This is a genomic window from Clostridium chrysemydis (genome assembly GCF_015234215.1).
Taxonomy (GTDB): domain Bacteria; phylum Bacillota; class Clostridia; order Clostridiales; family Clostridiaceae; genus Clostridium; species Clostridium chrysemydis.
Window position 1 is genome coordinate 1244218 of sequence record NZ_JADEKP010000001.1, and the last position, 23609, is coordinate 1267826.

Annotated in this window: 22 protein-coding genes and 2 riboswitches; of the genes, 7 read left to right on the forward strand and 15 right to left on the reverse strand. The window is 28.1% G+C overall.

Translation table 11 applies throughout. The annotated features are described in order from the left end of the window. The first annotated feature begins 59 nt into the window (after positions 1 to 59). Together INR60_RS06260 and INR60_RS06265 are read left to right on the forward strand one after the other, a co-directional pair. Positions 60 to 731: a response regulator transcription factor gene (locus tag INR60_RS06260; protein ID WP_194190618.1), complete on the forward strand. Its 672-nt coding sequence runs from the start codon at positions 60 to 62 to the stop codon at positions 729 to 731. Next, a complete protein-coding gene (locus tag INR60_RS06265; protein WP_194190619.1) occupies positions 731 to 2239 on the forward strand; it encodes a HAMP domain-containing sensor histidine kinase in 1509 nt (502 codons plus the stop codon). Before INR60_RS06260 ends, INR60_RS06265 begins: the two co-directional genes overlap by 1 nt. A gap of 33 nt (positions 2240 to 2272) precedes the next feature. On the opposite strand, the gene ymfI is transcribed toward INR60_RS06265, so the two are convergent. Genes ymfI through INR60_RS06280 form a run of 3 tightly spaced genes read right to left on the reverse strand, consistent with a single transcriptional unit; the run spans position 2273 to position 4885 of the window. Then, positions 2273 to 3010 carry an elongation factor P 5-aminopentanone reductase gene (ymfI, locus tag INR60_RS06270; RefSeq protein WP_194190620.1) on the reverse strand — a complete coding sequence of 246 codons (738 nt, stop codon included), beginning with the start codon at positions 3008 to 3010 and terminating at the stop codon, positions 2273 to 2275. A gap of 3 nt (positions 3011 to 3013) precedes the next feature. Then, positions 3014 to 3964 carry a dipeptidase gene (locus INR60_RS06275; RefSeq protein ID WP_194190621.1) on the reverse strand — a complete coding sequence of 317 codons (951 nt, stop codon included), beginning with the start codon at positions 3962 to 3964 and terminating at the stop codon, positions 3014 to 3016. A 12-nt stretch (positions 3965 to 3976) separates the two neighbouring features. Next, entirely contained in the window at positions 3977 to 4885 is a 909-nt protein-coding gene (locus tag INR60_RS06280) for a metallophosphoesterase (protein WP_194190622.1), read from the reverse strand. Positions 4886 to 5150: 265 nt separating this feature from the next. Between INR60_RS06280 and INR60_RS06285 the strand changes: the two genes are divergently transcribed. After that, positions 5151 to 5966 carry an IS1/IS1595 family N-terminal zinc-binding domain-containing protein gene (locus INR60_RS06285; protein WP_194190623.1) on the forward strand — a complete coding sequence of 272 codons (816 nt, stop codon included), beginning with the start codon at positions 5151 to 5153 and terminating at the stop codon, positions 5964 to 5966. 306 nt (positions 5967 to 6272) lie between these two features. Here INR60_RS06285 and glyA read toward each other — a convergent pair whose 3' ends face one another. After that, positions 6273 to 7508, reverse strand: coding sequence for a serine hydroxymethyltransferase (gene glyA / locus INR60_RS06290; RefSeq protein WP_194190624.1), 1236 nt, complete (start codon positions 7506 to 7508; stop codon positions 6273 to 6275). Between the two features lie 197 nt (positions 7509 to 7705). Between glyA and INR60_RS06295 the strand changes: the two genes are divergently transcribed. Further along, the gene (locus tag INR60_RS06295; protein WP_194190625.1) at positions 7706 to 8473 is read left to right on the forward strand and encodes a threonine/serine exporter family protein; all 768 of its coding nucleotides are present in this window, start codon (positions 7706 to 7708) and stop codon (positions 8471 to 8473) included. Then, a complete protein-coding gene (locus tag INR60_RS06300) occupies positions 8473 to 8937 on the forward strand; it encodes a threonine/serine exporter family protein (RefSeq protein ID WP_194190626.1) in 465 nt (154 codons plus the stop codon). The genes INR60_RS06295 and INR60_RS06300 overlap by 1 nt, the downstream gene beginning before the upstream one ends. A gap of 46 nt (positions 8938 to 8983) precedes the next feature. Here the strand turns inward: INR60_RS06300 and INR60_RS06305 are convergent, their stop codons facing one another. The 6 genes from INR60_RS06305 to INR60_RS06330 all read right to left on the reverse strand — a co-directional run bounded on the left by INR60_RS06305 (position 8984) and on the right by INR60_RS06330 (position 16280). Further along, positions 8984 to 9982 carry a glycosyltransferase family 2 protein gene (locus INR60_RS06305; RefSeq protein WP_194190627.1) on the reverse strand — a complete coding sequence of 333 codons (999 nt, stop codon included), beginning with the start codon at positions 9980 to 9982 and terminating at the stop codon, positions 8984 to 8986. A gap of 232 nt (positions 9983 to 10214) precedes the next feature. After that, positions 10215 to 11555, reverse strand: coding sequence for an APC family permease (locus INR60_RS06310; RefSeq protein WP_194190628.1), 1341 nt, complete (start codon positions 11553 to 11555; stop codon positions 10215 to 10217). Between the two features lie 69 nt (positions 11556 to 11624). Beyond that, positions 11625 to 11800, reverse strand: a riboswitch (Lysine riboswitch). A 185-nt stretch (positions 11801 to 11985) separates the two neighbouring features. After that, on the reverse strand, positions 11986 to 12552 hold the full coding sequence (locus INR60_RS06315) for a sigma-70 family RNA polymerase sigma factor (protein WP_194190629.1): 567 nt from the start codon (positions 12550 to 12552) through the stop codon (positions 11986 to 11988). Positions 12553 to 12644: 92 nt separating this feature from the next. Continuing rightward, positions 12645 to 13397 carry a potassium channel family protein gene (locus INR60_RS06320; RefSeq protein ID WP_194190630.1) on the reverse strand — a complete coding sequence of 251 codons (753 nt, stop codon included), beginning with the start codon at positions 13395 to 13397 and terminating at the stop codon, positions 12645 to 12647. Positions 13398 to 13563: 166 nt separating this feature from the next. Further along, positions 13564 to 14970, reverse strand: a complete 1407-nt coding sequence (locus INR60_RS06325; RefSeq protein ID WP_194190631.1) for a uracil-xanthine permease family protein — start codon at positions 14968 to 14970, stop codon at positions 13564 to 13566. A 115-nt stretch (positions 14971 to 15085) separates the two neighbouring features. Then, positions 15086 to 15187, reverse strand: a riboswitch (purine riboswitch). 97 nt (positions 15188 to 15284) lie between these two features. Further along, a complete protein-coding gene (locus tag INR60_RS06330; RefSeq protein WP_194190632.1) occupies positions 15285 to 16280 on the reverse strand; it encodes a hypothetical protein in 996 nt (331 codons plus the stop codon). A 146-nt stretch (positions 16281 to 16426) separates the two neighbouring features. On the opposite strand from INR60_RS06330, the gene INR60_RS06335 reads away from it, so the two are divergent. Further along, a complete protein-coding gene (locus INR60_RS06335; RefSeq protein WP_194190633.1) occupies positions 16427 to 17542 on the forward strand; it encodes a DEAD/DEAH box helicase in 1116 nt (371 codons plus the stop codon). 128 nt (positions 17543 to 17670) lie between these two features. Here the strand turns inward: INR60_RS06335 and INR60_RS06340 are convergent, their stop codons facing one another. The 4 genes from INR60_RS06340 to INR60_RS06355 form a co-directional block, all read right to left on the reverse strand. Then, entirely contained in the window at positions 17671 to 18222 is a 552-nt protein-coding gene (locus tag INR60_RS06340; protein ID WP_194190634.1) for an ECF transporter S component, read from the reverse strand. A gap of 90 nt (positions 18223 to 18312) precedes the next feature. After that, positions 18313 to 19410 carry a DHHW family protein gene (locus tag INR60_RS06345; RefSeq protein WP_194190635.1) on the reverse strand — a complete coding sequence of 366 codons (1098 nt, stop codon included), beginning with the start codon at positions 19408 to 19410 and terminating at the stop codon, positions 18313 to 18315. Between the two features lie 8 nt (positions 19411 to 19418). Continuing rightward, the gene (locus INR60_RS06350; protein ID WP_194190636.1) at positions 19419 to 20783 is read right to left on the reverse strand and encodes an MBOAT family O-acyltransferase; all 1365 of its coding nucleotides are present in this window, start codon (positions 20781 to 20783) and stop codon (positions 19419 to 19421) included. A 39-nt stretch (positions 20784 to 20822) separates the two neighbouring features. After that, the gene (locus INR60_RS06355; protein WP_194190637.1) at positions 20823 to 21311 is read right to left on the reverse strand and encodes a DUF4358 domain-containing protein; all 489 of its coding nucleotides are present in this window, start codon (positions 21309 to 21311) and stop codon (positions 20823 to 20825) included. A gap of 254 nt (positions 21312 to 21565) precedes the next feature. Between INR60_RS06355 and INR60_RS06360 the strand changes: the two genes are divergently transcribed. After that, on the forward strand, positions 21566 to 22381 hold the full coding sequence (locus tag INR60_RS06360) for an IS1/IS1595 family N-terminal zinc-binding domain-containing protein (RefSeq protein WP_194190638.1): 816 nt from the start codon (positions 21566 to 21568) through the stop codon (positions 22379 to 22381). Between the two features lie 295 nt (positions 22382 to 22676). Here INR60_RS06360 and INR60_RS06365 read toward each other — a convergent pair whose 3' ends face one another. Continuing rightward, entirely contained in the window at positions 22677 to 23558 is an 882-nt protein-coding gene (locus INR60_RS06365) for a hypothetical protein (protein ID WP_194190639.1), read from the reverse strand. Between the last annotated feature and the right edge of the window lie 51 nt (positions 23559 to 23609).

A 23609-nucleotide genomic window follows, 5' to 3' on the forward strand; every position in this document is an offset into this window, starting at 1 on the left:
ATCTATAGATTATGTTATTCTTATTATATATGACAAAATTTTTTGGAGGATTCTTAATTATGAAAAAATCTATTCTTATTGTTGAAGATGAAACTAGAATACGTATGCTAATTAGAGATTATCTAACGAGAGAGGAATTTAATATTTACGAAGCTACAAACGGTGAGGACGCTTTAGCATTATTTTCAAAGTATAAAATTGACCTTATAGTCTTAGATATAATGATGCCTAAGATGAATGGATTTGAGGTATTAGATAAATTACGTGAAGTATCAACTGTTCCTGTTATTTTATTAACTGCAAAAAGCGAAGAAGATGATAAACTTCAAGGCTACGAACTCGGTGCAGACGACTATATGACTAAACCTTTTAGCCCTAAAATACTAGTTGCTAAAATCAAAGCTTTATTAAAGCGTACTAGAACAGAACTTGACTCAAGTCTTCAAGATTTTAATGGTTTAGTCTTAAATTCTTTATCACACGAAGTTAAGGTAGATTCAAAGGTATTAAACCTATCACCTACTGAATACGATCTTTTGCAATACCTTATTTCTAATGAAGGAATTGCACTTTCAAGAGATACTATTTTAGATAATGTTTGGGGAATTGATTATTATGGTGATATTAGAACTGTAGATACAAATATAAAAAGGCTTAGAGAGAAACTTGGAGATAAAGCCTCATATATAGTTACAGTTCGTGGAAGCGGATATAAATTCGAGGTGAAATAATGAAAAAAAGTTTATCAAAACGTCTCTTTATAATAACATTATGCTTACTACTTGGGCTTATGGGATTAACACTTGTATTTCAAACATTTATTTTTGAAGACTTTTATATAAAAAAGAAAACTGATTTATTAGTTACAGAACTTAAAAAATTTAGATTTATGAATTCATATAAGAATTCGAAAAACGATTTAAATGCTATTTATGACAACCTTGAAAGTTTTCAAACTAAAAATAATGCAAAGATAGGTATCTTTACGTTAAACGGGGAACTTAAATACGTTCCCGACAACGCAAACACTGTATCTGATGATGAAAGAATTTTAAGAGACTTTTGCAAACAAATAATTTCTAATAAAAATTTCTTAAATTCAATTCTTCAAAATAACACAACTGCATCTACAACATTTTTTACAGACCACCATCAAAATAAAAATATAGGAATTGTTTCTCCTTTATCTTTATATTCTGATAATGACTCTTTAGTTGTTGTAGTCTCGCCTCTTCAGCCTATCGTTGAAGCTAGCAGTGTTATTACTGAATTTTATGTTTATATTTTTATAGGAGTTATCTTTATTGCAATACTTCTTTCTTTAATATATACAAACCTTATAACAAAACCATTAGTTAAAATAAACAATGTTGCTTTAAAATTATCAAAACTTGATTTTTCTGAAGAATGTGAAATTAAGAGAGAAGATGAAATAGGTAACCTTGCTAAAACTTTAAACTTCTTATCTCATAATTTAAGTAATGCTATGGAAGATTTAAAAAATAAAAATCACCAGTTAGAAAAGGATATCGAAAGAGAAAGATATCTTGAAACTATGAGGAAGGACTTTATTGCAAGTGTTAGCCACGAACTTAAGACTCCTGTCGGAATTATTGAAGGATATGCAGAAGGTTTAAAAGACGGAATAGTTACAGGAGATGAAGCTTCAAGATATTTAGATATTATAATAGATGAATCTCACAAAATGAGTAAACTTATATCTAGTATGCTTGAATTATCAAAACTTGAATCTGGCGTAGTTACTCCAAACTTTGAAGTTTTTAATATTAATAGACTTATTAAAAAGATTGTAAATGCATTATCTATTGAATGCGAAGAAAAAGGACTTAATATTTCTTTTACCCCTAAAACTGAATATTCTTATGTTTTGGCTGATGTATTTCAAATGGATCAAGTTTTAACTAACATAATTACAAATGCTATAAAATATACGCCCTCTCAAAATTCAATTTTTGTGTCTATAGAAGAGGATAGTGACTTATATGTAATTAAAGTTTTAAATACAGGAAGCTTTATTCCAGATGACGCTATACAAAAGTTATTCCAAAAATTCTATCGAGTTGATTCTTCTCACTCTAGAAATAGTAATAGTATTGGACTTGGCCTAGCTATAGTTAAAACTATACTAGATTTACACGGTTCTACTTATTCTATCGAAAACACAGAAGATGGAGTTTTATTTACGTTTACTCTAAAAAAAGAAGACGTAATTTTATAAAAGATTAGCTGCACAAATCCTTGTGCAGCTTTTTTAAATCATTCCACCATCTATTCTAATTATTTGTCCTGTAATATAAGATGCTTTGCTAGAAGCTAAAAAAACTACTGCTTTCGCAATCTCTTCTGGCATTCCAAACCTTCCTATCGGTATTTCTTCTTCTAAAGATTCTTTATCTTCTTTTGATAAAAAACTATTCATATCTGTTTCTATTACACCTGGAGATATCCCGTTTACCCTTATTTTTGAAGGTGCCATCTCTTTTGCCAAAGCTTTAGTAAATAAATTTAATCCGCCCTTAGATGATGAATATACCGTTTCGCAAGAAGCACCAACATCCCCCCACATAGATGATATGTTAATTATGCTTCCTCCGTTATTTAACATATGTCCTATAGCATGCTTTGATAAATACATAGCCCCTAAAAGGTTTGTATTTATAATGTTATCTATATCTCCTTTATTCATATCCATAAATAATCCAACAAAACTTCTTCCTGCATTGTTTACAAGTATATCAAGCCTTCCAAAATTCTCTATAGCAAAATCTACTATCCTTTTACACCCTTCAAAAGATGCTATATCTTCTTTTATTGCCTTTGAAATTCCACCGCATTCTTTAATTAAATCTAAAGTTTTTATAGCTCCTTCTTCATCTTTTGAGTAATTTATTAAAACGCTAGCACCTTCTTTTGCAAGTTCCAAAGCGATAGCCCTTCCAATCCCTCTAGAGCCTCCAGTTACAATACAAACCTTTCCACTTAAACTCATAACCTATCTTCCTCCGTACTCTTTCATTACTCTTAAAATATTTTTATAAAATACTTTCTCTATTTCACTTTCTGTAAAACCAACCTTTTTAAGTTCATAAAATAATTTATCCATTTTGCTTATATCATTTATTTGAACTTCGTTTTCTATTCCATCAAAATCAGAACCTAAACCTAAAACTTCAATTCCCCCAATATTCTTTATATACTTTGCATGATTGATTATTTCTTCAATTGTAGTTATCTCCTTAATACTGTTTACTCCATTTGGCTTACAAAATGCACTGCAAAAATTAAGACCCATAACCCCACCTTTATTACTTAAGGCTCTAATCATATCATCTGTCATATTCCTTCTATGGTTTACAATAGAACGTGCATTTGAATGACTTGCTATAAAAGGTTTTTTTAATATATCTATAAGGTCATAAAAACCTCCATCTGAAAGGTGAGATGCATCTGGAATTATATTTTGTTTTTCCATCTCTAATACTATTTCTTTTCCCCTTTCCTTTAAACCTTTGTTTATAAATTCCTCTTTAAAGTTTGGATAACCTATACTATTTTCATAATTCCAAGTAAGAGTTATAGCACCTATCCCTCTTTCTTTCATTTCTTTAACCCTTTTAATATCCCCCTCTAAAACTTCACCTTCTTCAATTGTTAAAAATGCGCCTATGGTTTTATCTAAGGACTTTATATCTTTATAATCCTTTACTAATTTTATGTTTTCTTTATTTAAAGAGATTTCCTTTATAAAATTATCATACATCTTTATAAATTCTTCATAAGGGCTTTTAACTTCTTTTTTATCTATAAAAAAAGCAAAATATTGTGCTAATGAATCTCCCTTTTTAAGTTTTTCTATATCAACTTTTAAGTCGCTTTTTAAAAGTCCTTTCTTTTCATAAAGCATTCTACTTCCTGTATCGCAATGCATATCAATAAATTTCATTTTTCTTCTTCCTCACTCTAATTCTTTAAAATAATTTGATAGTGGCTCTGGCCCTTCTATAACGCTTCTCTTTATATAAAGCCTATTGTTTTCATCTATTTCTATACTCCATTTAATTAATGCAATTACTCCTCTATTAATTTCAATAGTTGTAATTCCAAAATTATTAACGCAAGAACCATCATTAAAATAAAGTTCTTCTTCTGGAGATGGAAATCTTACATCATGGGTGTGTCCACATATTATCATTTTTTTATTTTCTTTTGAAAATTTCTTGTATTCCCTATCTAAATTATTGCATTTAACATGATTGTTAGCAGGGCTTGTCGGTTCTTTAAAACCTAATATCCCCTCTAAAAATCTCCAAAAGTATCTTACTAAAAATTTGCTTAATCTAGAAAGTTCTGAATTAAAGAAATCTAATTGATGACCGTGAAACACAAATATTTCTTTTTCTAGAGGTTCATAACTTAAAACATAACTCTCTTTAAATTCTATATTAGAAATTAAATCTAAAAATTCTATGCCATAGCTTTCACCATATTGTTTTAACTTTTTTTTCTGTATATCTTTAAACCTTTTCTTTCCTTTTATACTATCATGATTTCCCCAAATCATAAATAATCTTTTATTAGTGTTGAACCTATTTAGTATTCTAAACACATCCTTATATTCGTATGCTATATGCCTTGCATCTTTATTTTTCCAAAGTTCATCCCCATCTCCTAGTTCAATTAAAGTATATTCTTCTTTTAAGTAATATCTAAGTGCGGATAAGTATATGTTTTTATTTTTTAAAAGTGTGTCTGTGTATCCTCCATTCCCCCTATGAACATCACTAATAAAAACTACTTTTGATTCTGAATTTATATTGATTCTATCTGAAAAAATAAATAATCTTTTTAGTTTTCTTTTCCCCATATCATAATTCCTTTAAATTATTACGCCTTATTATTTTATTAATAAATAATAAAAATGCTAATACGTTCTTAAAATCTAAACACTAAAAAGAATTTAATAAACCTTAAATTCCTAAAATCACTACCTCCAATACTACACCTTAAACACCCATACAGCATTGTTTTGCTTCTTTGTTGGTATTTTAATCTATTTACCTGAATAAAGGCACTTTTTTATGTCCATAATCAAAATAACTAAAAAAATCAAAATTTTTCGAGGTGAGATTATGGTACATACATCTGCTTGTCCCTATTGCGATTCAAAACACTTTATTAAATACGGGAAATATAGGAATGTCCAAAGATATCAATGTAAGGATTGTCTTAAAACTTTTAACGAAGGAACTGGACTCATCTGGCATAACACTAGAAAGAGCGTAGAACTTTGGGATAAATACACTCGTCTTATGCTATCTGGTTCTACTATTAGAGATTGTGCAGATAGACTAAATATTTGTATAGAAACATCTTTTAGATGGCGCCACAAGATACTAAAACATATAGAAACTTATACAGATTCCAGAAGAACTCATGTAGTTACAGCTATGAGACATACTAAGTTTTTAGAAAACTTTAAAGGACAAAAGACTCCCCCGGTTTGCACTATTTCTAAAAGAAAAAACATCTTTGTAGCTACTACTATCAATAAAAATAATTACTCTCTAGCTAAGATATCCTTTGATTCTATGAGCCCTACAAAAGAATCTATAGAGAATTTATTAAATGAGTTTAATCCTGTATTCAACACTTATTTTTTACCAGGAAAAGATAGGTTTTCTTACCTTGTATCAAAGAAGTTAAACTATACCCTTCATAAAAAGGAAGAATTAGAGATTTCTAGAGAAGAAAGTGAAATTTTACTTAGTAATTGTTCTAATTTTATATTGAATTTAAGAAGATGGCTTAGAAAATTTAGAAGCGTCGCTACAAAATATCTTCAAGTTTATTTGAATTGGTTTGTTTACATTTACGAAGGATCCTATGAAAAACATACTATTTTATCTAATCTTATAAGCTCAATTTTTTGTGTGAAAGTGCTTTAATTTTTATTATAAATTAGTCCTAATAGAACTCTACTTTAATAGCTTGTCCTTGGTTAATTTACTTGTCTACTTTTATCTTTTTTAGATACCTTGTCTTATTGATTTATACTTGTCCAAAATTTCATAAATTTATAAGAATATAGCGAAAATCCCTTGTACCAATAATATCTCGTAACATTTCTGTAGGAAAATCTGCATTTTTATTTTTTATTATATACCTCTACTCACTAATTTCTCCTTTTGTATTATTTAAAATTTCTTGCTATACATAAAAAAGAGACTACCTTTTACGGTAATCTCTAAAACTTACTTATACATTCTATGTTTTGAACTTAGTTTTAATACTCTTTCTCTTAATGCGTCTAAGTTTTCTTCACGAGTTTCTATAACATCATTTATAATGCTTGCGATTTCTTTCATATCTTCAGCATTGTACCCTTTAGTTGTTATAGCTGCTGTCCCAATTCTAACACCTGAAGTTACAAATGGACTCCTCTTCTCATCTGGAATACTATTTTTATTTAAAGTAACACCAACTTTATCTAAAAGTTGTTCTGCTTCCTTACCAGTAATGTCTTTGTTAGTTAAATCAACTAATATTAAATGGTTATCAGTTCCGCTTGAAACTAATTTAAATCCATGCTTTATTAATTCCTCTCCTAGTACCTTACAGTTTAAAATTACGTTTTCCATATAAGTTTTAAATTCAGGCTCTAAAGCTTCTTTAAAACAAACTGCTTTCCCTGCAATAACGTGCATTAAAGGTCCGCCTTGGATTCCTGGGAAAATATTTTTATCTAAATCTTTAGCAAATTTTTCTTTACATAAAATTAATCCACCTCTTGGGCCTCTTAAAGTTTTATGAGTAGTTGAAGTTACAAAGTCAGCATAAGGAACTGGTGATTCATGCACTCCTGCTGCAACAAGACCTGCAATATGTGCCATATCAACCATAAGGTATGCCCCTACTTCATCTGCTATTTCTTTAAATCTTTTAAAATCTAACTTTCTTGCATATGCACTAGCACCTGCAACTATAAGTTTAGGCTTGCATTCTAATGCGATTTTTCTTACATTTTCATAATCAATTACTTCTGTTTCTTTATCTACACCATATGAAACAAAGTTAAATAATTTCCCTGAGAAATTAACTCCTGAACCGTGAGTTAAGTGACCTCCGTGGCTTAAATCCATTCCTAAAACAGTATCACCTGGCTCTAAAATCGTGAAATAAACTGCCATATTTGCTTGAGAACCTGAGTGAGGTTGTACATTTGCATGTTCTGCGTTAAATAATTTACAAGCTCTGTCTCTTGCTATATCTTCTATTTTGTCTACTACGTAACATCCACCATAATATCTTTTAGCTGGATATCCTTCAGCATACTTATTAGTAAGGTATGATCCCATAGCTTCCATTACAGCTTCGCTTGTAAAATTCTCTGAGGCTATAAGTTCTATTCCCTCTTCTTGTCTCTCTACTTCCTCTTCAATAAGGTCGTATATTTTTACGTCTGTCTTTTTTAAATTGTCAAAATTCATAATAACACCCCTATTTTAATTATTTATAACAAATTATAGTTATCCCACTTAAGAATTACAATGATTTTTTTATAAATTATTAAATAAATTATTATAAAAAGATAAATTCCGTCACTCACGCACATTCAATTAATGTTTGTATCAAATCTATATGTTATAATGTTATATAAGATTTTTTTAGAATTGAGGTGGTTACTTTGGATATAGATAGATTACTTCATCTTGCAACTAGAGCAGGTAGCATAATGTTAAGTAGCGGTGGAGAGACTTATAGAGTTGAAGAAACTATAAATAGGATTTGCTTATCTTATGGAGTTGATTATGCAGATAGCTTTGTTACACCTACTGGTATTGTAGTGTCTGTTTCTAAAGATTACAAAACATATTCTCTAGTTAAAAGAGTTAAAGTACGTGGAACTAATTTAAATAAAATAGAACTTATAAATAACCTTTCAAGAAAAATCACAACTAAACCACTATCCTTTGAAGAAATTGAAGATGAGTTAATACAAATAGAAAGTACAAATAGATATTCTATGGCTACTACTATATTTTTCTCTGGTTTAGCTGGAGGCGCATTTACAACTTTATTTAATGGAAACTTTAGAGATATAATCTCAGCTTTTTTAATAGGAGGACTTATAAAATATTTAGGAATCACATTTAGCAAGATGGGAATAAACGAATTTTTTATTAATAGTATTTGTGCTGCAATTGCATCATTACTTGCTATAATATTCTTTAAATTTGGAGTTATACTAGGAGTCGACGAAACTATAATAGGTTCTATAATGCTTCTTGTCCCTGGACTTTCAATAACAAATGCAATTCGTGACACAATAGCAGGCGACTTTTTATCTGGAATAACTAAGGGTTTTGAAGCTTTTTTAATTGCTGTTTCTATAGCGTGTGGAACTGGTGCTGTACTTAGTGTATGGTTAAATTACTTTGGAGGTAGCTTATAATGATTACAGAAACTTTATGTTCTTTAGTTGCAACCTTCGGGTTTGCAATTATTTTTAATATACAAGGTAGAAACCTTATATTTACAACTATAGGTGGTGGAATAGCTTGGTTTATCTATTCACTTGGATTAAAACTTGGCTTCTCAAACGTTGCTTCACTTTTTGCTTCTTCTGTATGCTTTAGTATTTATTCAGAAGTACTTGCAAGAAAGCTTAAAACACCAGTTACAACTTTGGTTGTTTGTGCACTACTTCCACTAGTTCCAGGTGCTGGGATGTATTACACAATGTATTCAGCTGTAAGCGGTGATGTATCAAAAGCTCTTGAACTTGGATTAAACACTCTAGCAAGTGCTGGTACTTTAGCCCTTGGTGTTATGTTCGTTTCTACAATAACAAGGCAGTACTATTTAGCTAAAACAAAGAGACTTCTAAAAAAAGATAGATTAAACGGTAAAAAATAAAAAGCACACATGTGAATATAATTTATTTTCACATGTGTGTCTTTATTTAACTTATAATCTGTGATAAATAAAATAATTCATCTTTAAATTTCTTTATATCTATAAACTCATCAAATGCACTTGATGGATAAATAATATTTTCTCTTTTTTCTAAATAAGAAAGGAGACTATCATATGATTTTTTAAACTCACCCTTATCCCTATAAAGAAGTGTCTTCATAAAATATAAATCCTTAAATTCCTTATATACCTTTAACCACTTACTTATAAACATTTCTTCTTCATCAAAACACTTAAGCATATGAAGTGCTTTAACTTTATTTATTATAAGTCTTGGTAGTTCCTCAATCCAATCTCCACAATCGCATTTTAAAAGAGATATGTTATACATCTCAAGGGCTTTTTTAAAGTTATTAAGCCTTCCATACTCGTTTCCAAGCTTAAAATAGTATTCTCCATCTCTTTCTTTATTATTAATTGAATTAAATATCTTTAAATTTCTAGAAACTTTACTTTCTAAATTAACTATATTTTTATCATTACCAAAATGCTTTATTTCTAATGTTGTATAATTTATTTTTTCTCGCCCAAAGGTATTTATTATAGATTTTAAAGGACTCTCCCCAATTTTCCCACTAAAGAATATACCTCTATCCTTTTTTATTAATCTAATATCATTAACGGCGCTTCTCTTAACTCTATCTAAAATCCCACTTACTCTAAAACTTACAGCTACATATTCATCTTCTATTACATTTTTTAAATTTTCCGAACTAAACTTATCTAACTCCTCATCACAATCTAAAAATAGCACCCACTCTGAGTTTGCTTTTGATATTCCAAAGTTTCTTATCTTTGAAAAGTCATTTTCAAAATTCATTTTAAATACATTATCTGTAAATGTTTTTGCTATTTCAATCGTTCTATCTTTAGAACCTGTATCTACAACTACAATTTCATCTACATAATCTTTAGCACTATTTATGGCATTAGAAATTAGTTTTTCTTCATCCTTAGCTATTATACAAAGACTGATTTTACCCATATCTTCCCCTCCTTAACATAAGTATATTGATGTAATTATATATTTATGCTAAAAGAGAATAATTAAAATAAAAGTATTACATTTTCTAACTTTAAGTTAAATTTTAGATGTTATCTAAAATTTATAGAGTTTAAAATATATCTTTTATATGTTTAGTTCGCAAAAAAAGCTACCTAAATGAATTTCCCTTAAAACCCTTAAGTGATTAATTCAAAATTAGGTAGCTAATCTTTTAAATAATATCTGTGTTTTGTGTATCTAATTTATTCTTGTGGTAGTTAAATATATAAAATGGTACGCCGATTAACATAAGGATGAATCCCCACATTACTGTTTCTGCACCAGATCCATAAATAGTCCAAACAGAATAAATAAATGCTAATAAAGGTATAAATGCTCTCTTTACGAATATTCCAAAGTTAAACTTCTCACCTTTTTTAAACATTAGCATTATTTCAGCACAAGAAGTTAATAAATATATCGGTAAGAATGATAACGTAGCAAGTAATGTTATAAATGTAAATGCTGATACCATACTCTTTTGAAAATTCATAACTAATAATATATTAACTAAAACTGACCCTGCAATTAATGCGTTAGCTGGTGTTTTATGAACTGGGTGAAGTTTTCCAAAGAATTTTGGGAATACTCCATCTTCTCCTGCTGCAAAAGCAACACGAGCAGTTGATAAAAGCCAACCTATAGTTGTACCTAAAATACAGATTACAACTGCAATTGTTATTGGTCTACCGATTGATGAACCTAAAATATTTGTTAATATATCAGTAAGCGGTGCTTGACTTTGTGCAAGTTCAGCATTTGGCATAGCGCCCATACTTGCAACACTTATTAATATATAAACACAAGCTGCAATTATCATTCCGTAAATAGTACTCTTTTTAACGTTTTTCTCTGGATTTTTAATTTCACCTGCTGTAACACTTGCACTTTCTAGACCTACGAAAGCCCATAAAGTTGAAGTTGCTGCAAGAGGAATAGTATTTAATCCTTTTCCAGTCGGTATCATAGGTGTTATGTTAGCCACATTAAAATGTAATAAAGCTACTACTACAAATATAGCAAAGAATGCAATTTTAAATACAGTTGCTATAGTTTGAAGTTTACCTGCTTGTTTAACACCAACAATATTAATTATTGTGAAAATCCAAAGCATTGCACTTGAAAAGATAATTGAATATAGTGGATTTGATAAAGCTGGTATAACAGCTGCACTATAACTTGTAAGCGCTACTAAAATAGCTGCATTTCCAATCCATGAACCGTTCCAGTATAACCATGCACATAAAAACCCTGCAAATTCTCCAAAAGCGTGTTTAGTATATTGGTAAGGACCTCCAGTAACTGTAAACTTTGATCCTAAATTAGCAAAGGATAACGCTATAAGGATTGAACCTAATGATGTTATAACCCAAGCAATAATTGTTGCCATTGGCCCTGATAATTGCGCTAAGGTAGCTGGAAGCATAAATACTCCAGAACCTATCATGTTACCACAAACAAGCATGGTAGCCATAAACAGGCCAATTTCTTTTTTCAAATTTCTTTCTTCCATTTTTTCCTCCTAAGATGTCTAGGGTAAAAAAATAACCCAAAGGCTAGTCTTTGAGCTTGAATTACAAACAACAAAGATAGCACTCCACAAATTTTTTTGTGACAGTCTTGCATATATTTTATACAAAACCAGCGCATATTTTTAAAGCTTTATATACACACTTCGGCAACAATGCCTTTCATATTAATTCACTGCTGCTTTACTCCTTAATACTACTTTTCATTATTGCGACCTCTATCTTACCCAATATTTAATTCTACTACGTAATTGTAACAAATCTCAGAAAAATGTCAAATAGTATTATTATTTGTCTATAAAATTGTTTTTTAATAAATTATCTATTTATCAATTATCCATATAATAATTTTATATATTGAAACTGTTTACAGTTTATTTATAATATACTTTTAATAATCTAGTCTTTTATATATTATACATTTTTTAGTATAGCTTTTAATTTATTACTTAATACCTTTTTTCTATATAAAATTTTATGATACGGGATATTTTTATTATGAGAAAAATTCTTAAGACTTCCTCTAGATTCATCTTTAATTAAATGCTTGCAAAGTTCTTTTTCTTCTAGATCTAATTTCTCTATAGAGTCTAGTATTCTTTGAACTTCCATATTTTCCATATAAATCTTTTCAATAGTCTCATCATCTTCTAGTAAATCTATTATCTCTAGCCCCTCTTCATTTGTTACATTTAAACTAGTTGTTTTTTTATTTTCGTCGTTTTCCCTTCTACAAAGGTAGGCAAAGTTATTATTTAAAGCAAACTTTAAATAGGCCCCAAAAGAATTACTTTTCTCTTCATCAAATTCTTTTATAGCTTTTAAAATAGTTAATACCCCATATTGATATAAATCTTCAAAATCATACCCTACTATATACTTATACTTATTTAAATTTTTATATAAAAGTGGTTTATATTTATCGATAATAATATTTTTTGAAATTTCATCGTTTCTTTTTGCTTTTAAGATTAATTCCATATCTTTTATTCCCCCCTTAACTAATCTCTACATATATTATATATGTAAAACTTAGCTAAAAGTAGAAAAAATACGAACAAATGTTCGTATTTTTATTCTTCTTTTAAAAACTCAAAGAACTTTTTTAAAGTTTCTCGCTTTTCATCACTTAATTCAGTTATATCTAAATATACTTTTTTATCTTCCTCTTTTAAAGAATTATATCGGTTTTTCTTAAGACCGATTATGTAAGTTGATATAGTTGAAGTTAACATAGACAAAAATCCAATTCCAGATAACATTAACATTACAGCTATAAGTTTTCCTTCTGCTGTACTTGGACTTACATCTCCATATCCTACAGTAGTTAAGGTAACTAAACTTAACCAAAGAGCATCACTATAGCACTCTATATTTCCTTTACCCTTTTCGAAGAAATATATAGTAAAAGAACCTAAAGCTGTTATAAACCCTGTAAAAATTATTAATTGAAGAAACCCTGTAGAAAATAAAAATACTTTCATATTATCTAAAATTCTAAGTATATAGGTTACTACTCTAAGAAGTTTAAATATGCTTCCTAAACTGCTACTTATAAAAAACTGAAAAGGAATTAAAGCTATATAATCTATTTTATTTTTTCTTATAAATTTTAAAGGCTCTTTAACTAAAAAACATTTAATAATACCATCTATTAAAAAAATTATATAGATTATGTTATCAGCCCTTTCTAAAAATATAGATTGTGCGCCAGATAAACTTTTATTAAAATTTAAAAACACAACAAATACTGCTATAACGGATAAAAATCCTATGAATATATCGTAGATTATTTCGAAATTCTTATTTTTTATAAACCCTTGCATTTAATTCACCATTTTTAACCCTAAATTAATTTATTAGTAAGTCACATTTATAATTTAATACATATAATATAGTGATTAAACCATTAGACCTCTTAAAATTAATATATCTCTTAAAATAAAAAACACCGTAGGCTATTAACTTTAGCTTACGGTGTTTTTATAAAATTTATGCAGTAACTTCTCTTTCATTAATATCTAATGACTTTGACTTTTCCTTTAAAACTTCTTCTTCTACTTTTACAATTTCTGATTCCTCTTCTTTTACTGATTCTTCTTTTAAAATTATATTAAGTAAAAGTGCAGTTATTGTTCCTGTTGTTATTCCAGATGAAAATACCATCTTTAAACCTTCAGGTAGTCCACTTATAAGTTCTGGTCTAAATGTTACTCCAAGACCAAGCCCTAAAGAAGTTGCAATAATTAATAAATTTCTATTATTTATATTTACTTTACTTAAAGTTTTAATTCCAGCTGCCGCAATAGTTCCAAACATAACTATTCCAACTCCTCCTAATACAGGCTGAGGCATTATGTTTATAAATGCTGCAAACTTAGGAGAAAATCCTAAAAGAATAAGTAATATACCTGCCATAGTAGCTACTGATCTACTTGCATTTCTAGTTAAAGGAATTAATCCTACGTTTTGGCTAAATGTTGTGTTTGGGAAAGATCCAACAAGACCTGCTGCCATACTTCCAACACCATCAGCTAAAACTCCTCTTGATAATCTATCTTTGCTTGAATCAACCTTTGATACTTCACAAATAGTAGATAAACATCCAACTGTTTCTACTGTAGTTACAAAATACGCTGGGATAAATGCTAAAGCGTATGCTGGGTTAAAGTTTACTCCATATTCTAAGATCTTTGGAATAGCAAAGAAACTTGATTCTTTAACTAAAGTAAAGTCTACCATTCCAAGTCCTATACATAAAACATACCCTATACCCATTCCAATTAAAATAGCTGCGCTACTAACTAAACCTTTTCCGTATCTATTAATTAATAAAGTTATAATCATTACAAATAAAGCTATTGAAACATTTCTTAAACTTCCATAATCTGAAGAACCAACTCCTCCAGCTGCCCAGTCCATAGAAACAGGAAGTAAAGTAAGACCGATTAAACAGACTACAGTTCCAATAACTAAAGGTGGAAAAAACTTCATTATTGGTCTTATAAAGAAACTTAAAATAAATTCTAATAAAGAACCTAATATAGTCGCCCCTATTATTCCAGGTAAACCAGCAACTGAACCGACTGCAATTGAAGGTGCTACAAAAGTAAAGTCTGTCCCCATTACGCAAGGAAGTTTTGAACCTACTCTTCCTACCCCCTTAGCTTGAAGTACTGTAGCTATTCCTGAGGCTAAAATAGAAGCACTTAAAAGCGCTGTAGATGTTGCACCATCAAACCCAAGGGCTCCAGATACAACTAAAGGTACTGCTATAATCCCCCCAAAAGCTGCAAAAATATTTTGAAATCCTAAGATTATTTTTTCAGTTAACTTAGGGTTGTCGTTTATGCCATACATTAAATTATAGCTTCCATTAGAATTATTCGTGTTGTCCATTTTTTAATTACACATCCTTTTAACAAGTTTTTCTCATAAACTGCTTGTTAAAAAAAAATCCACCTTAAGATTTTCTCTTGAGGTGGATACTTAAATTCAAAGTAAAAATACTAAGACTTTTAAATACGTCCCTCGTAGTCCACTGATTAACGGTCAGTAGGTAGAAACTTTTAGGCCATATCCCTAAATTTATACGAGCAGTTTTATGATATAAATGAATTATAACACACTTTTTAAAAATTTAAAGATATTTTTTTCGTTATATCACATATTTTTTTACATTATTTTGTTTTATTGTTCGGATTTTAATCATTTTAAATTTTATTCTTTTTAGACATACTAATTATTATACTATTGTAACTTGGAAGAGTTTTAAATAATATCTTAAGTTCTCCAAACTCTTCTTCTATATCTTCAATATATCTTATTTTTGAATCTGCATCTTCTATACCGTCTATAACTTTAATTTCTTCTTTTAGATAATGAATCATAACTTCAATTTTAGATAAAGTTTCAAAACATTGATTTAACCTTTCATCTTGTCTTATTGCTTCTTCATATATCTCTTCTGAATATATCAGCATTTTTTTGCATTTAATCTTTCTATCATCTATTTCATCTTTATCTATTTTAATATCTTCTAGATTTTTCTCATAAATATTTACTATTTGATCTATATTATCATTATATGATAAATTTTCAATCCCTTTATTTAATTTCTTTAGAAAATATATAGGCAAAGAAAAAAGAAATGTGACAAATGCTCCTAAAGCTCTAAGAATATTTTTTTCTATATTATTTTTATCTAAAATATTATTATTTGTATCTTCTATATTATCATTTATATCAACTACTGAATTTGAAGACTTCTTTAAAATTTCGATTTGTATCTTATTTGCTTCTAAGAATTGTCTCTCCATCTCCTTTGAAATTATACTATCGTTATTAACTGGTTTAAATTTATAAGCTAATTTCACGTAATCATCTACATACTCTCTAAGAGTTTCGCTATCATCTTTTAGTATTTGATTGCTCCTTTCAAGGGTTTTTAGGTCTTCATTTACCTCTTGAACTTTTTTTTGAAATTCTCCTTCATAATAGTTGTTACTTGTACTAACCCAAAGCTTTTGCATTTGTGCCATCTCTACAACATCGTTTCTAAACTCAGCTAAATTTTCTATATCATATCTAGTATTTTTATTTTTATTTAATTCATTTTCTAAGGAGTTAAAAGAGAAGAATATAATAAAATTAAATAGGATCATCATGATTACCCCTAAGGCTACTATAATACTAACCTTTCTTTTCATCTATATTCACCTACTTTTCCTCCTATATTATATGAAAATCTACTTAAACCTGTACCTATTTTTAATTATGTAAATTTTTTTGTTTCTATCCCTTTGTAAGTATTGTATAATTTATCTTATGAATTTGTTTAGAAAAAGGAGTTAAGATGAATTTTAAAGATTTAAACATAAATGATAAACTAATAAAAATACTAAATCAAAATGGTATTACTAAGCCTACTCCAATCCAAGAGGAAAGCATACCAAAGATTCTTAATGGACTAGATACAATTTGTGAATCTCAAACTGGAAGTGGTAAAACTTTAGCTTTTTTACTTCCGATAATGCAAAATATAGATATTACTAATAATTCTGTTCAAGCTTTAATAATTTCTCCAACTAGAGAATTAGCCCTTCAAATATCTGAAGAAGCTGAAAAACTTTCAGAAGCTTTTAACACTAATGTATTATCTATGTACGGTGGTAAAGATGTAGGTTCTCAAATAAAGAAACTTAAGAAAAATATTCACATAGTTATAGCAACCCCTGGAAGACTTATAGACCACTTAAAGAGAGAATCTATAAGCTTAAAAGGAATCAAAACTATTGTTTTAGACGAAGCTGACCAACTTTTATTTATGGGATTTAGAAATGAAGTAGATTCCATAATGGGCGAGATGCCAAAAAAATATCAAATGCTTTGTTTTTCAGCCACTATGGATTCAAAAGTAAAAAAACTTGCTTACAGATATATGAATAACCCATCTCTTATAACTATAAAAAAAGAAGAAGTTACTTTAACTAATATAGACCAAGAAGTAGTTAAAACTACTGATAGATGGAAGCAAGCTTCATTATTTAAAGTATTAGAAGAAGATAATCCTTTTATGGCTATAATTTTCTGTAGAACTAAAAGAAGAGTTGATATGTTAGAAGAAGCTATGGTAAAAGCAAAATTCAACTGTAAAAAGCTTCATAGTGATATCCCTCAAAATAAACGTGAAAGAATTATTAAATCTTTTAGAGATGCAGACGTTCAATACCTTATTGCAACTGACGTAGCTTCAAGAGGCCTTGATATTTCTGGAGTAGATAATATTTACAACTACGATATACCAGAAAGCGTTGAAGGATATATTCACAGAATAGGTAGAACAGGAAGAGCTGGTGAAAAAGGTTATACTTGCCTTTTCATAGATCCTAAAAACGAAAGAATGTTAAAAGACATAGAAGAGTTTATAGATAAAGATATAAAAGTTAGAACTGTTTCTATAGATAAGTAAATGATTAATTTCTTAAACTATTTTTAAAATTTATTAGTCATTTGTTTTTTAAGTAACTAATCAATAAATCTATAACAGAAAAAACTGCACCTATAAAAAGGATGCAGTTTTTTTTATTTAATTAGTATCTAATTAAATACTTTAGTTTTAAATTTATAAACCATCTTAGATAAAGGAAGAGCAATTACAATTCCTGCAACTGTTTGAATTATATCTCCAAAAAGATGTGAGAATGCGTAAATCATACTTCCTAAAAGTCCCTTTGAAGCTCCAACTATAATACCGCCCATTATTGCGTTTCCTATAAAATACCCTACTACATTTACTATTCCGCCTAAAATAAATGCAAATAAAAATGTTTTAAAGCCTTTTTCTTTTGATTTACTTATGATTATTGAAACTGTAAGTGCAACTAATCCTTTTATTATAAAAGTAAAAGGTGCCCAAAGCACATAACCTCCCAGTATATCTACTAACGCCATTCCAGTTGCAGCTGCAAAAAATCCATATTTTTTACCAAGTAAAACTGCTGATAAGAGAACCATACAATCTCCAAGTTGAATCATCCCGTTTAGTGTTGGTATCTTTATTATGCTTCCTGCTATAAAAGTAAATGCTATCATAAGTCCTGTTAAAGTTAATTTTCTGATTTTTAAATCTTGTTTATTTGTAACTTCCATTAATTACACCTCTATCTTAAAGTCCTGAAACTTTTTTCTCTAAAGTGATTATACTAAAAAAATACCGATACTTAAAATGTATCGGTACATTTAATAGCTTAATTTTACAACACTTGTATCTCTTGTAAAATTAACAAGATTATAAACAATCAAACACTCACTTATATTGTTTTCTTTAATATAAGTTTTTATACTTTCATCAAAATATCTTAAATCAACTACATGGACTTCTTTAAAACTCTGAGTTAAAAATGGAACTAGAGAATTCCCGTAAGAATCTTTTATTACTAGTAGCTTTTCATTTGTTTTTAAATCTTTATTTATAATTTTAGTTAATTTGTTGTTACTACTTAAAAAGGCAGAATATTTATCTCTTCCTTTAAAGTAATCTTTATCTATTAATGATTCTTTTTTTACTCCATCTATAAAAATTTCTAAGTTATTAAAATCGTAATAGCTAATTATATCAGTCTCTATAAATATATTTTTACTTTTAGAAAAGTAACTTCCTAAAAAATCAAATTCCTTCTCTTCTTTAAAGTTTTCTAAATTTATAGTTTCTTTTCCTATTGAGTTTAAATACTCTTTATATCCTATAAAAGCACCTAAAGTGGTCCAGTGGTGGTCAGTTTTATAAAAAATATAATCATCCTTTTGATTTTCTAAAGGTTTTATTAAATCTATAGAAGATGCCTTATCTACCTCTTTATAGATTTTTTCTATTATTTCTTTACTATCTATTTCCTTTGCTTTTATAGGAAGCTTATCTCTTAAAATATAAAAGGAGTTTGGAACTATCATAATTGAAGTTTTTAAATTATTGTTTTCTATAAATTTATTTATATATTTTATATTGTTTTCTATCTTTAAATCGGAAACTTCTAATACTTTTTCTAAAAGATACCCATCTTTTCCAAAGTAAACTCCGTTATTTTCTTTTTTTAATAGAAGTTTTTCACTAACTCCTTTTAAGGTAATAAATTCATCTCTAAAAATAAACTGATCGTCTAAATATTTATTATATTTATCTTTAAAGTTTCCATTTATATAATCCTCAGTTTTAAATTTAGGTTTATTTTGAAGTTTTCTGTTTTCTATTTCTGATATATCCTTATCTTTAGATAGTATATCAAGCAATGTTATTACTAATATAGTTCCACTAAATAAGTAAAATAATCTCCCCTTCATTTTTCCTCCTAAAATCTAAAATATAAAAATGGATTATAACTGCTGCTTACTATATAAGCTACTGATATTATAAAAAGCACTAAAAGAAGAATTTCCTTTATTGTATTGCTAATTATCTTTTCATATACTCTGCTTATAACCTTTGTAGAAAATAAAAGACATAAAATAAGTATTACACCATAATTTAATAAATAATATAAAAAATCAAAAGATATTCTTAAAGAAAACATTGATTTAAATAATAATATTAAATCTTCTATATTATCCATAGAAAATATAGCCCACCCTATTATAAGGATTATTATTGTGTAGATATGAGAAAATACTTTCTTTTTATTTAAAAACTTTAAAAGAAATAATTTCTCTAAAGATATAAATACAAAAAAGTATATCCCCCACAAAATAAAGTTATATTCTGCGCCATGCCAAAGTCCTGTTAAAAACCAAACTATAAAAAGATTCAAATAAACCCTAGTTCTATTTCCTCCAAGCGGTATATAAACATACTCCCTAAACCAACTTCCAAGAGTTATATGCCACCTTCTCCAAAATTCACTTATACTTCTTGATATATAAGGATAATCAAAATTCTTTGGAAAATTAAATCCTAATGCTTTGCCAAGCCCTATAGCCATAAGGGAATACCCTAGAAAATCAAAATATATCTGCAAACCAAAGCTAATTATTGAAATCCAAGCTAAAATTGTAGAGACATTATCAAACCCTATTTCTTTTACTTCATTAAATAATAATCCAATATTGTTTGCTAAAATAACCTTAGAGGCAAGCCCTAATATAAAATATTCTACCCCGAGGCTTAGCATACTTAAAGATATCTTTCTTACACCTAATTCTTTAGATATATCTTTATATTTAACTATAGGTCCTGCTATAAGCTGTGGAAACATACAAACAAATGTAGCAAAATCTATAAAACTCTTTTGAACTTTTACCTTCCCCTTATATACATCAATTGTATAAGACATAGTCTGAAACGTATAAAAACTTATCCCTAAAGGTAAGACCTTTTCTAGTACAGTTATATTAACATTAAATACATTATTTATATTTGAAATGAAGAAATTAAAATATTTAAAATAAAATAGTAATCCTAAATTAAATGCTAAAGATATTATTAAAAAAAGTCTTTTTTTCTTTATATTATCCCTATTTTTATCTATAAGTCGACTCATAAAATAATCAACAAAAACTGATGATAGCATAACAAAAAAATATCTACCTTCGCCAAAAGAATAGAAAATCAAACTAAGGATTAACAATATGAAATTCTTATACTTACTTGGAGTTATAAAATATAATATAAATGCCAAAGGTAAGAATCTAAATAAAAAAACTAAACTACTAAATACCATTTTAACCCCTTAAAAAAAGCGGGATTAACCCCGCATAAATTACTTAAATTTATTATTAAATATAGTTACAGCTTCATCTGTAATATCAGCTGTTGCATTTTCATAATCAGGTAAGATAAAAATCCCAACATAATTACCATTTGAAACAACCTTTAAGGCACCATCATTAGAAACTGCATCCTTATCTGCTGGATAAAATGCTGCTTCCTTTTTAGCTTTTTTTGTTTTTTCTAATTCTTCTTTAACTTTGTCTAAGTTTCCATCTTTAACTTTAAATATCCCAACTGTTTCAAGCGGTGACATCATAGATCCGTAGACGCTGTATTCTTCAACTAAAGTTAAATCTGGAAGTATTCCCTTTGCTTCTTCCTCATTAAACTTTTGAAGTTTTTTTGTCTTACCGTCTAATGCTGTAACTATTTCATTTCCAGTAGCTTCAACATCTATGTCCTTTTGAGCTTCTTTACACCCTACAAGCACAGACCCAAAAACAAATATCAAACTAATAAATAATATAATTTTTTTCATATAATAATAACTCCCCCTTCTTCTAATAAATTAATTATATAATACCATCCTATTTCTTCCAATATATTTTTGAACATTATGTAAAATATTTTAAAACGCACCTTTTTATCTCTACCTTTATAGTATTTTTTATTTCCCCTACAACATTGTTTTGCTTCTTTGTTGGTATTTTAATCTATTTACCTGAATAAAGACACTTTTTTATGTCCATAATCAAAATAACTAAAAAAATCAAATTTTTTTGAGGTGAGATTATGGTACATACACAAGCTTGTCCCTATTGCGATTCAAAACACTTTATTAAATACGGAAAATATAGGAATGTCCAAAGGTTTCAATGCAAGGATTGTCTTAAAACTTTTAACGAAGGAACTGGACTCATCTGGCATAACACTAGAAAAGGCGTTGACCTTTGGGATAAATATACTCGTCTTATGCTAACTGGCTCTACTATAAGAGATTGTGCAGATAGATTAAATATTTGCATAGAAACATCTTTTAGGTGGCGCCACAAGATACTAAAACATATAGAAACTTATACAGATTCCAGAAGAGCACATGTTGTTACAGCTATGAGACATACTAAGTTTTTAGAAAACTTTAAAGGACAAAAGACTCCCCCGGTTTGCACTATTTCTAAAAGAAAAAACATATTTGTAGCTACTACTATTAACAAAAATAATTACTCGTTAGCTAAGATATCCTTTGATTCTATGAGCCCTACAAAAGAATCTATAGAGAATTTATTAAATGAGTTTAATCCTGTATTCAACACTTACTTTTTACCAGGAAAAGATAGATTTTCTTATCTTGTATCAAAGAAGTTAAACTATACCCTTCATAAAAAGAAAGAATTAGAAATCTCTAGAGAAGAAAGTGAAATTTTACTTAGTAATTGTTCTAATTTTATATTGAATTTAAGAAGATGGCTTAGAAAATTTAGAAGCGTTGCAACAAAGTATCTTCAAGTTTATTTAAATTGGTTTGTTTATATTTATGAGGGATCTTATGAAAAACATATTATTTTATCTAATCTTATAAGCTCTATTTTTTGTGTAAAAGTAATTTGATTTTATAATTTTCAGTCTTAATATGGGTATATTTTTATAGCTTGTCCTTGGTTAATTTACTTGTCTACTTTTATCTTTTTTAAATAGCTTGTCTTATGAATTTATACTCGTCCAAAAAATCAAAAATTTATAGTGATATAGCGAAAATCCCTTGTACCAATAATATCTCGTAACATTTCTGTAGGAAAATCTGCATTTTTATTTTTTATTATATACCTCTACTCATTACTAGTCTTCAAATACTATTTTGTAAATAACTTTTCCTCTAAAAATAAAAAAGGTAGCATTTGCTACCTTAAATTGAACCCATTTCTTTTCTAAATTTCTTTAAAGAAAACTCCCTATTTTGAAATAAAACTATATTTTTAATAAACGTATCATAGTTTCCACTATCGCCCTTTTGAATAGAAGTGTAATCAATATAAATCTTATCCCCTACTTCATATAAAGTCGGCTCATTTGGGATATAAGCATTACTTAAATATCTATTTTCCCCATATAAAATTTCTTCTTCCTCTTCATTTAAATTAGTAATTTCATTAAACAAACTTATAGCATCAACAAAACTAAAGAGACTTCCATCACCTTTTAAAAATTCTAAATAATTATCATATCCTTTAGGAAAACATAAATCAACACCTTCAAAATAAGTATCTAAAACTACGTCATCTTTTAGAATGTAATCCATCCCAAAATTCCTAAAAGCAATAAGCTTGTACTTATCTTCAAAATTATTTTTAATTCTATAAATTACAATATTATACCCGTCTTTAACTCTTAAGGATGTATTTTCTCTTAAAAATTTAGGTAAATCAAAATTTACTATTCCAATATCAGTTTCAATATACTCTCTGCTATTTTCCCTTGAAATAGCATTAAATCTTTCAAACTCCACAGTACTATTTAAAATTTCCTCTTTTAATTTACCGTGGAACCCTTCTCTTATAGAAACTTCCATCCCAAGTTCTCTAACATCTATAAAATCAATCTTACTTAATTTATCTAGTTCTAAGAGTGCTAAATCTAGTCCCTCTTCAGAGTCTTCAAAAAATCCTAACTTCCTTAAATATAATGAATACATATACTTATAATCTTCAAAATCTATAGCTTCATCTACAAGATTTTCAATTTCTAATCCTTCTAAATAATTATCATAATCTTCCCTTAATTTTCCCATAAAACACTTATCTCCTGTATTACTTTACTTAATTATAACAAAAATAAAGCT

What these genes read in the sequence shown, in the direction of transcription:
- INR60_RS06260 (WP_194190618.1), top strand. Translation starts at nt 60, where the DNA reads ATGAAAAAATCTATTCTTATTGTTGAAGATGAAACTAGAATACGTATG.
- INR60_RS06265 (WP_194190619.1), top strand. Translation starts at nt 731, where the DNA reads ATGAAAAAAAGTTTATCAAAACGTCTCTTTATAATAACATTATGCTTA.
- ymfI (WP_194190620.1), bottom strand. Translation starts at nt 3,010, where the DNA reads ATGAGTTTAAGTGGAAAGGTTTGTATTGTAACTGGAGGCTCTAGAGGG.
- INR60_RS06275 (WP_194190621.1), bottom strand. Translation starts at nt 3,964, where the DNA reads ATGAAATTTATTGATATGCATTGCGATACAGGAAGTAGAATGCTTTAT.
- INR60_RS06280 (WP_194190622.1), bottom strand. Translation starts at nt 4,885, where the DNA reads ATGGGGAAAAGAAAACTAAAAAGATTATTTATTTTTTCAGATAGAATC.
- INR60_RS06285 (WP_194190623.1), top strand. Translation starts at nt 5,151, where the DNA reads ATGGTACATACATCTGCTTGTCCCTATTGCGATTCAAAACACTTTATT.
- glyA (WP_194190624.1), bottom strand. Translation starts at nt 7,508, where the DNA reads ATGAATTTTGACAATTTAAAAAAGACAGACGTAAAAATATACGACCTT.
- INR60_RS06300 (WP_194190626.1), top strand. Translation starts at nt 8,473, where the DNA reads ATGATTACAGAAACTTTATGTTCTTTAGTTGCAACCTTCGGGTTTGCA.
- INR60_RS06305 (WP_194190627.1), bottom strand. Translation starts at nt 9,982, where the DNA reads ATGGGTAAAATCAGTCTTTGTATAATAGCTAAGGATGAAGAAAAACTA.
- INR60_RS06310 (WP_194190628.1), bottom strand. Translation starts at nt 11,555, where the DNA reads ATGGAAGAAAGAAATTTGAAAAAAGAAATTGGCCTGTTTATGGCTACC.
- INR60_RS06315 (WP_194190629.1), bottom strand. Translation starts at nt 12,552, where the DNA reads ATGGAATTAATCTTAAAAGCAAAAAGAAACGATGAAATTTCAAAAAAT.
- INR60_RS06320 (WP_194190630.1), bottom strand. Translation starts at nt 13,397, where the DNA reads ATGCAAGGGTTTATAAAAAATAAGAATTTCGAAATAATCTACGATATA.
- INR60_RS06325 (WP_194190631.1), bottom strand. Translation starts at nt 14,970, where the DNA reads ATGGACAACACGAATAATTCTAATGGAAGCTATAATTTAATGTATGGC.
- INR60_RS06330 (WP_194190632.1), bottom strand. Translation starts at nt 16,280, where the DNA reads ATGAAAAGAAAGGTTAGTATTATAGTAGCCTTAGGGGTAATCATGATG.
- INR60_RS06335 (WP_194190633.1), top strand. Translation starts at nt 16,427, where the DNA reads ATGAATTTTAAAGATTTAAACATAAATGATAAACTAATAAAAATACTA.
- INR60_RS06340 (WP_194190634.1), bottom strand. Translation starts at nt 18,222, where the DNA reads ATGGAAGTTACAAATAAACAAGATTTAAAAATCAGAAAATTAACTTTA.
- INR60_RS06345 (WP_194190635.1), bottom strand. Translation starts at nt 19,410, where the DNA reads ATGAAGGGGAGATTATTTTACTTATTTAGTGGAACTATATTAGTAATA.
- INR60_RS06350 (WP_194190636.1), bottom strand. Translation starts at nt 20,783, where the DNA reads ATGGTATTTAGTAGTTTAGTTTTTTTATTTAGATTCTTACCTTTGGCA.
- INR60_RS06355 (WP_194190637.1), bottom strand. Translation starts at nt 21,311, where the DNA reads ATGAAAAAAATTATATTATTTATTAGTTTGATATTTGTTTTTGGGTCT.
- INR60_RS06360 (WP_194190638.1), top strand. Translation starts at nt 21,566, where the DNA reads ATGGTACATACACAAGCTTGTCCCTATTGCGATTCAAAACACTTTATT.
- INR60_RS06365 (WP_194190639.1), bottom strand. Translation starts at nt 23,558, where the DNA reads ATGGGAAAATTAAGGGAAGATTATGATAATTATTTAGAAGGATTAGAA.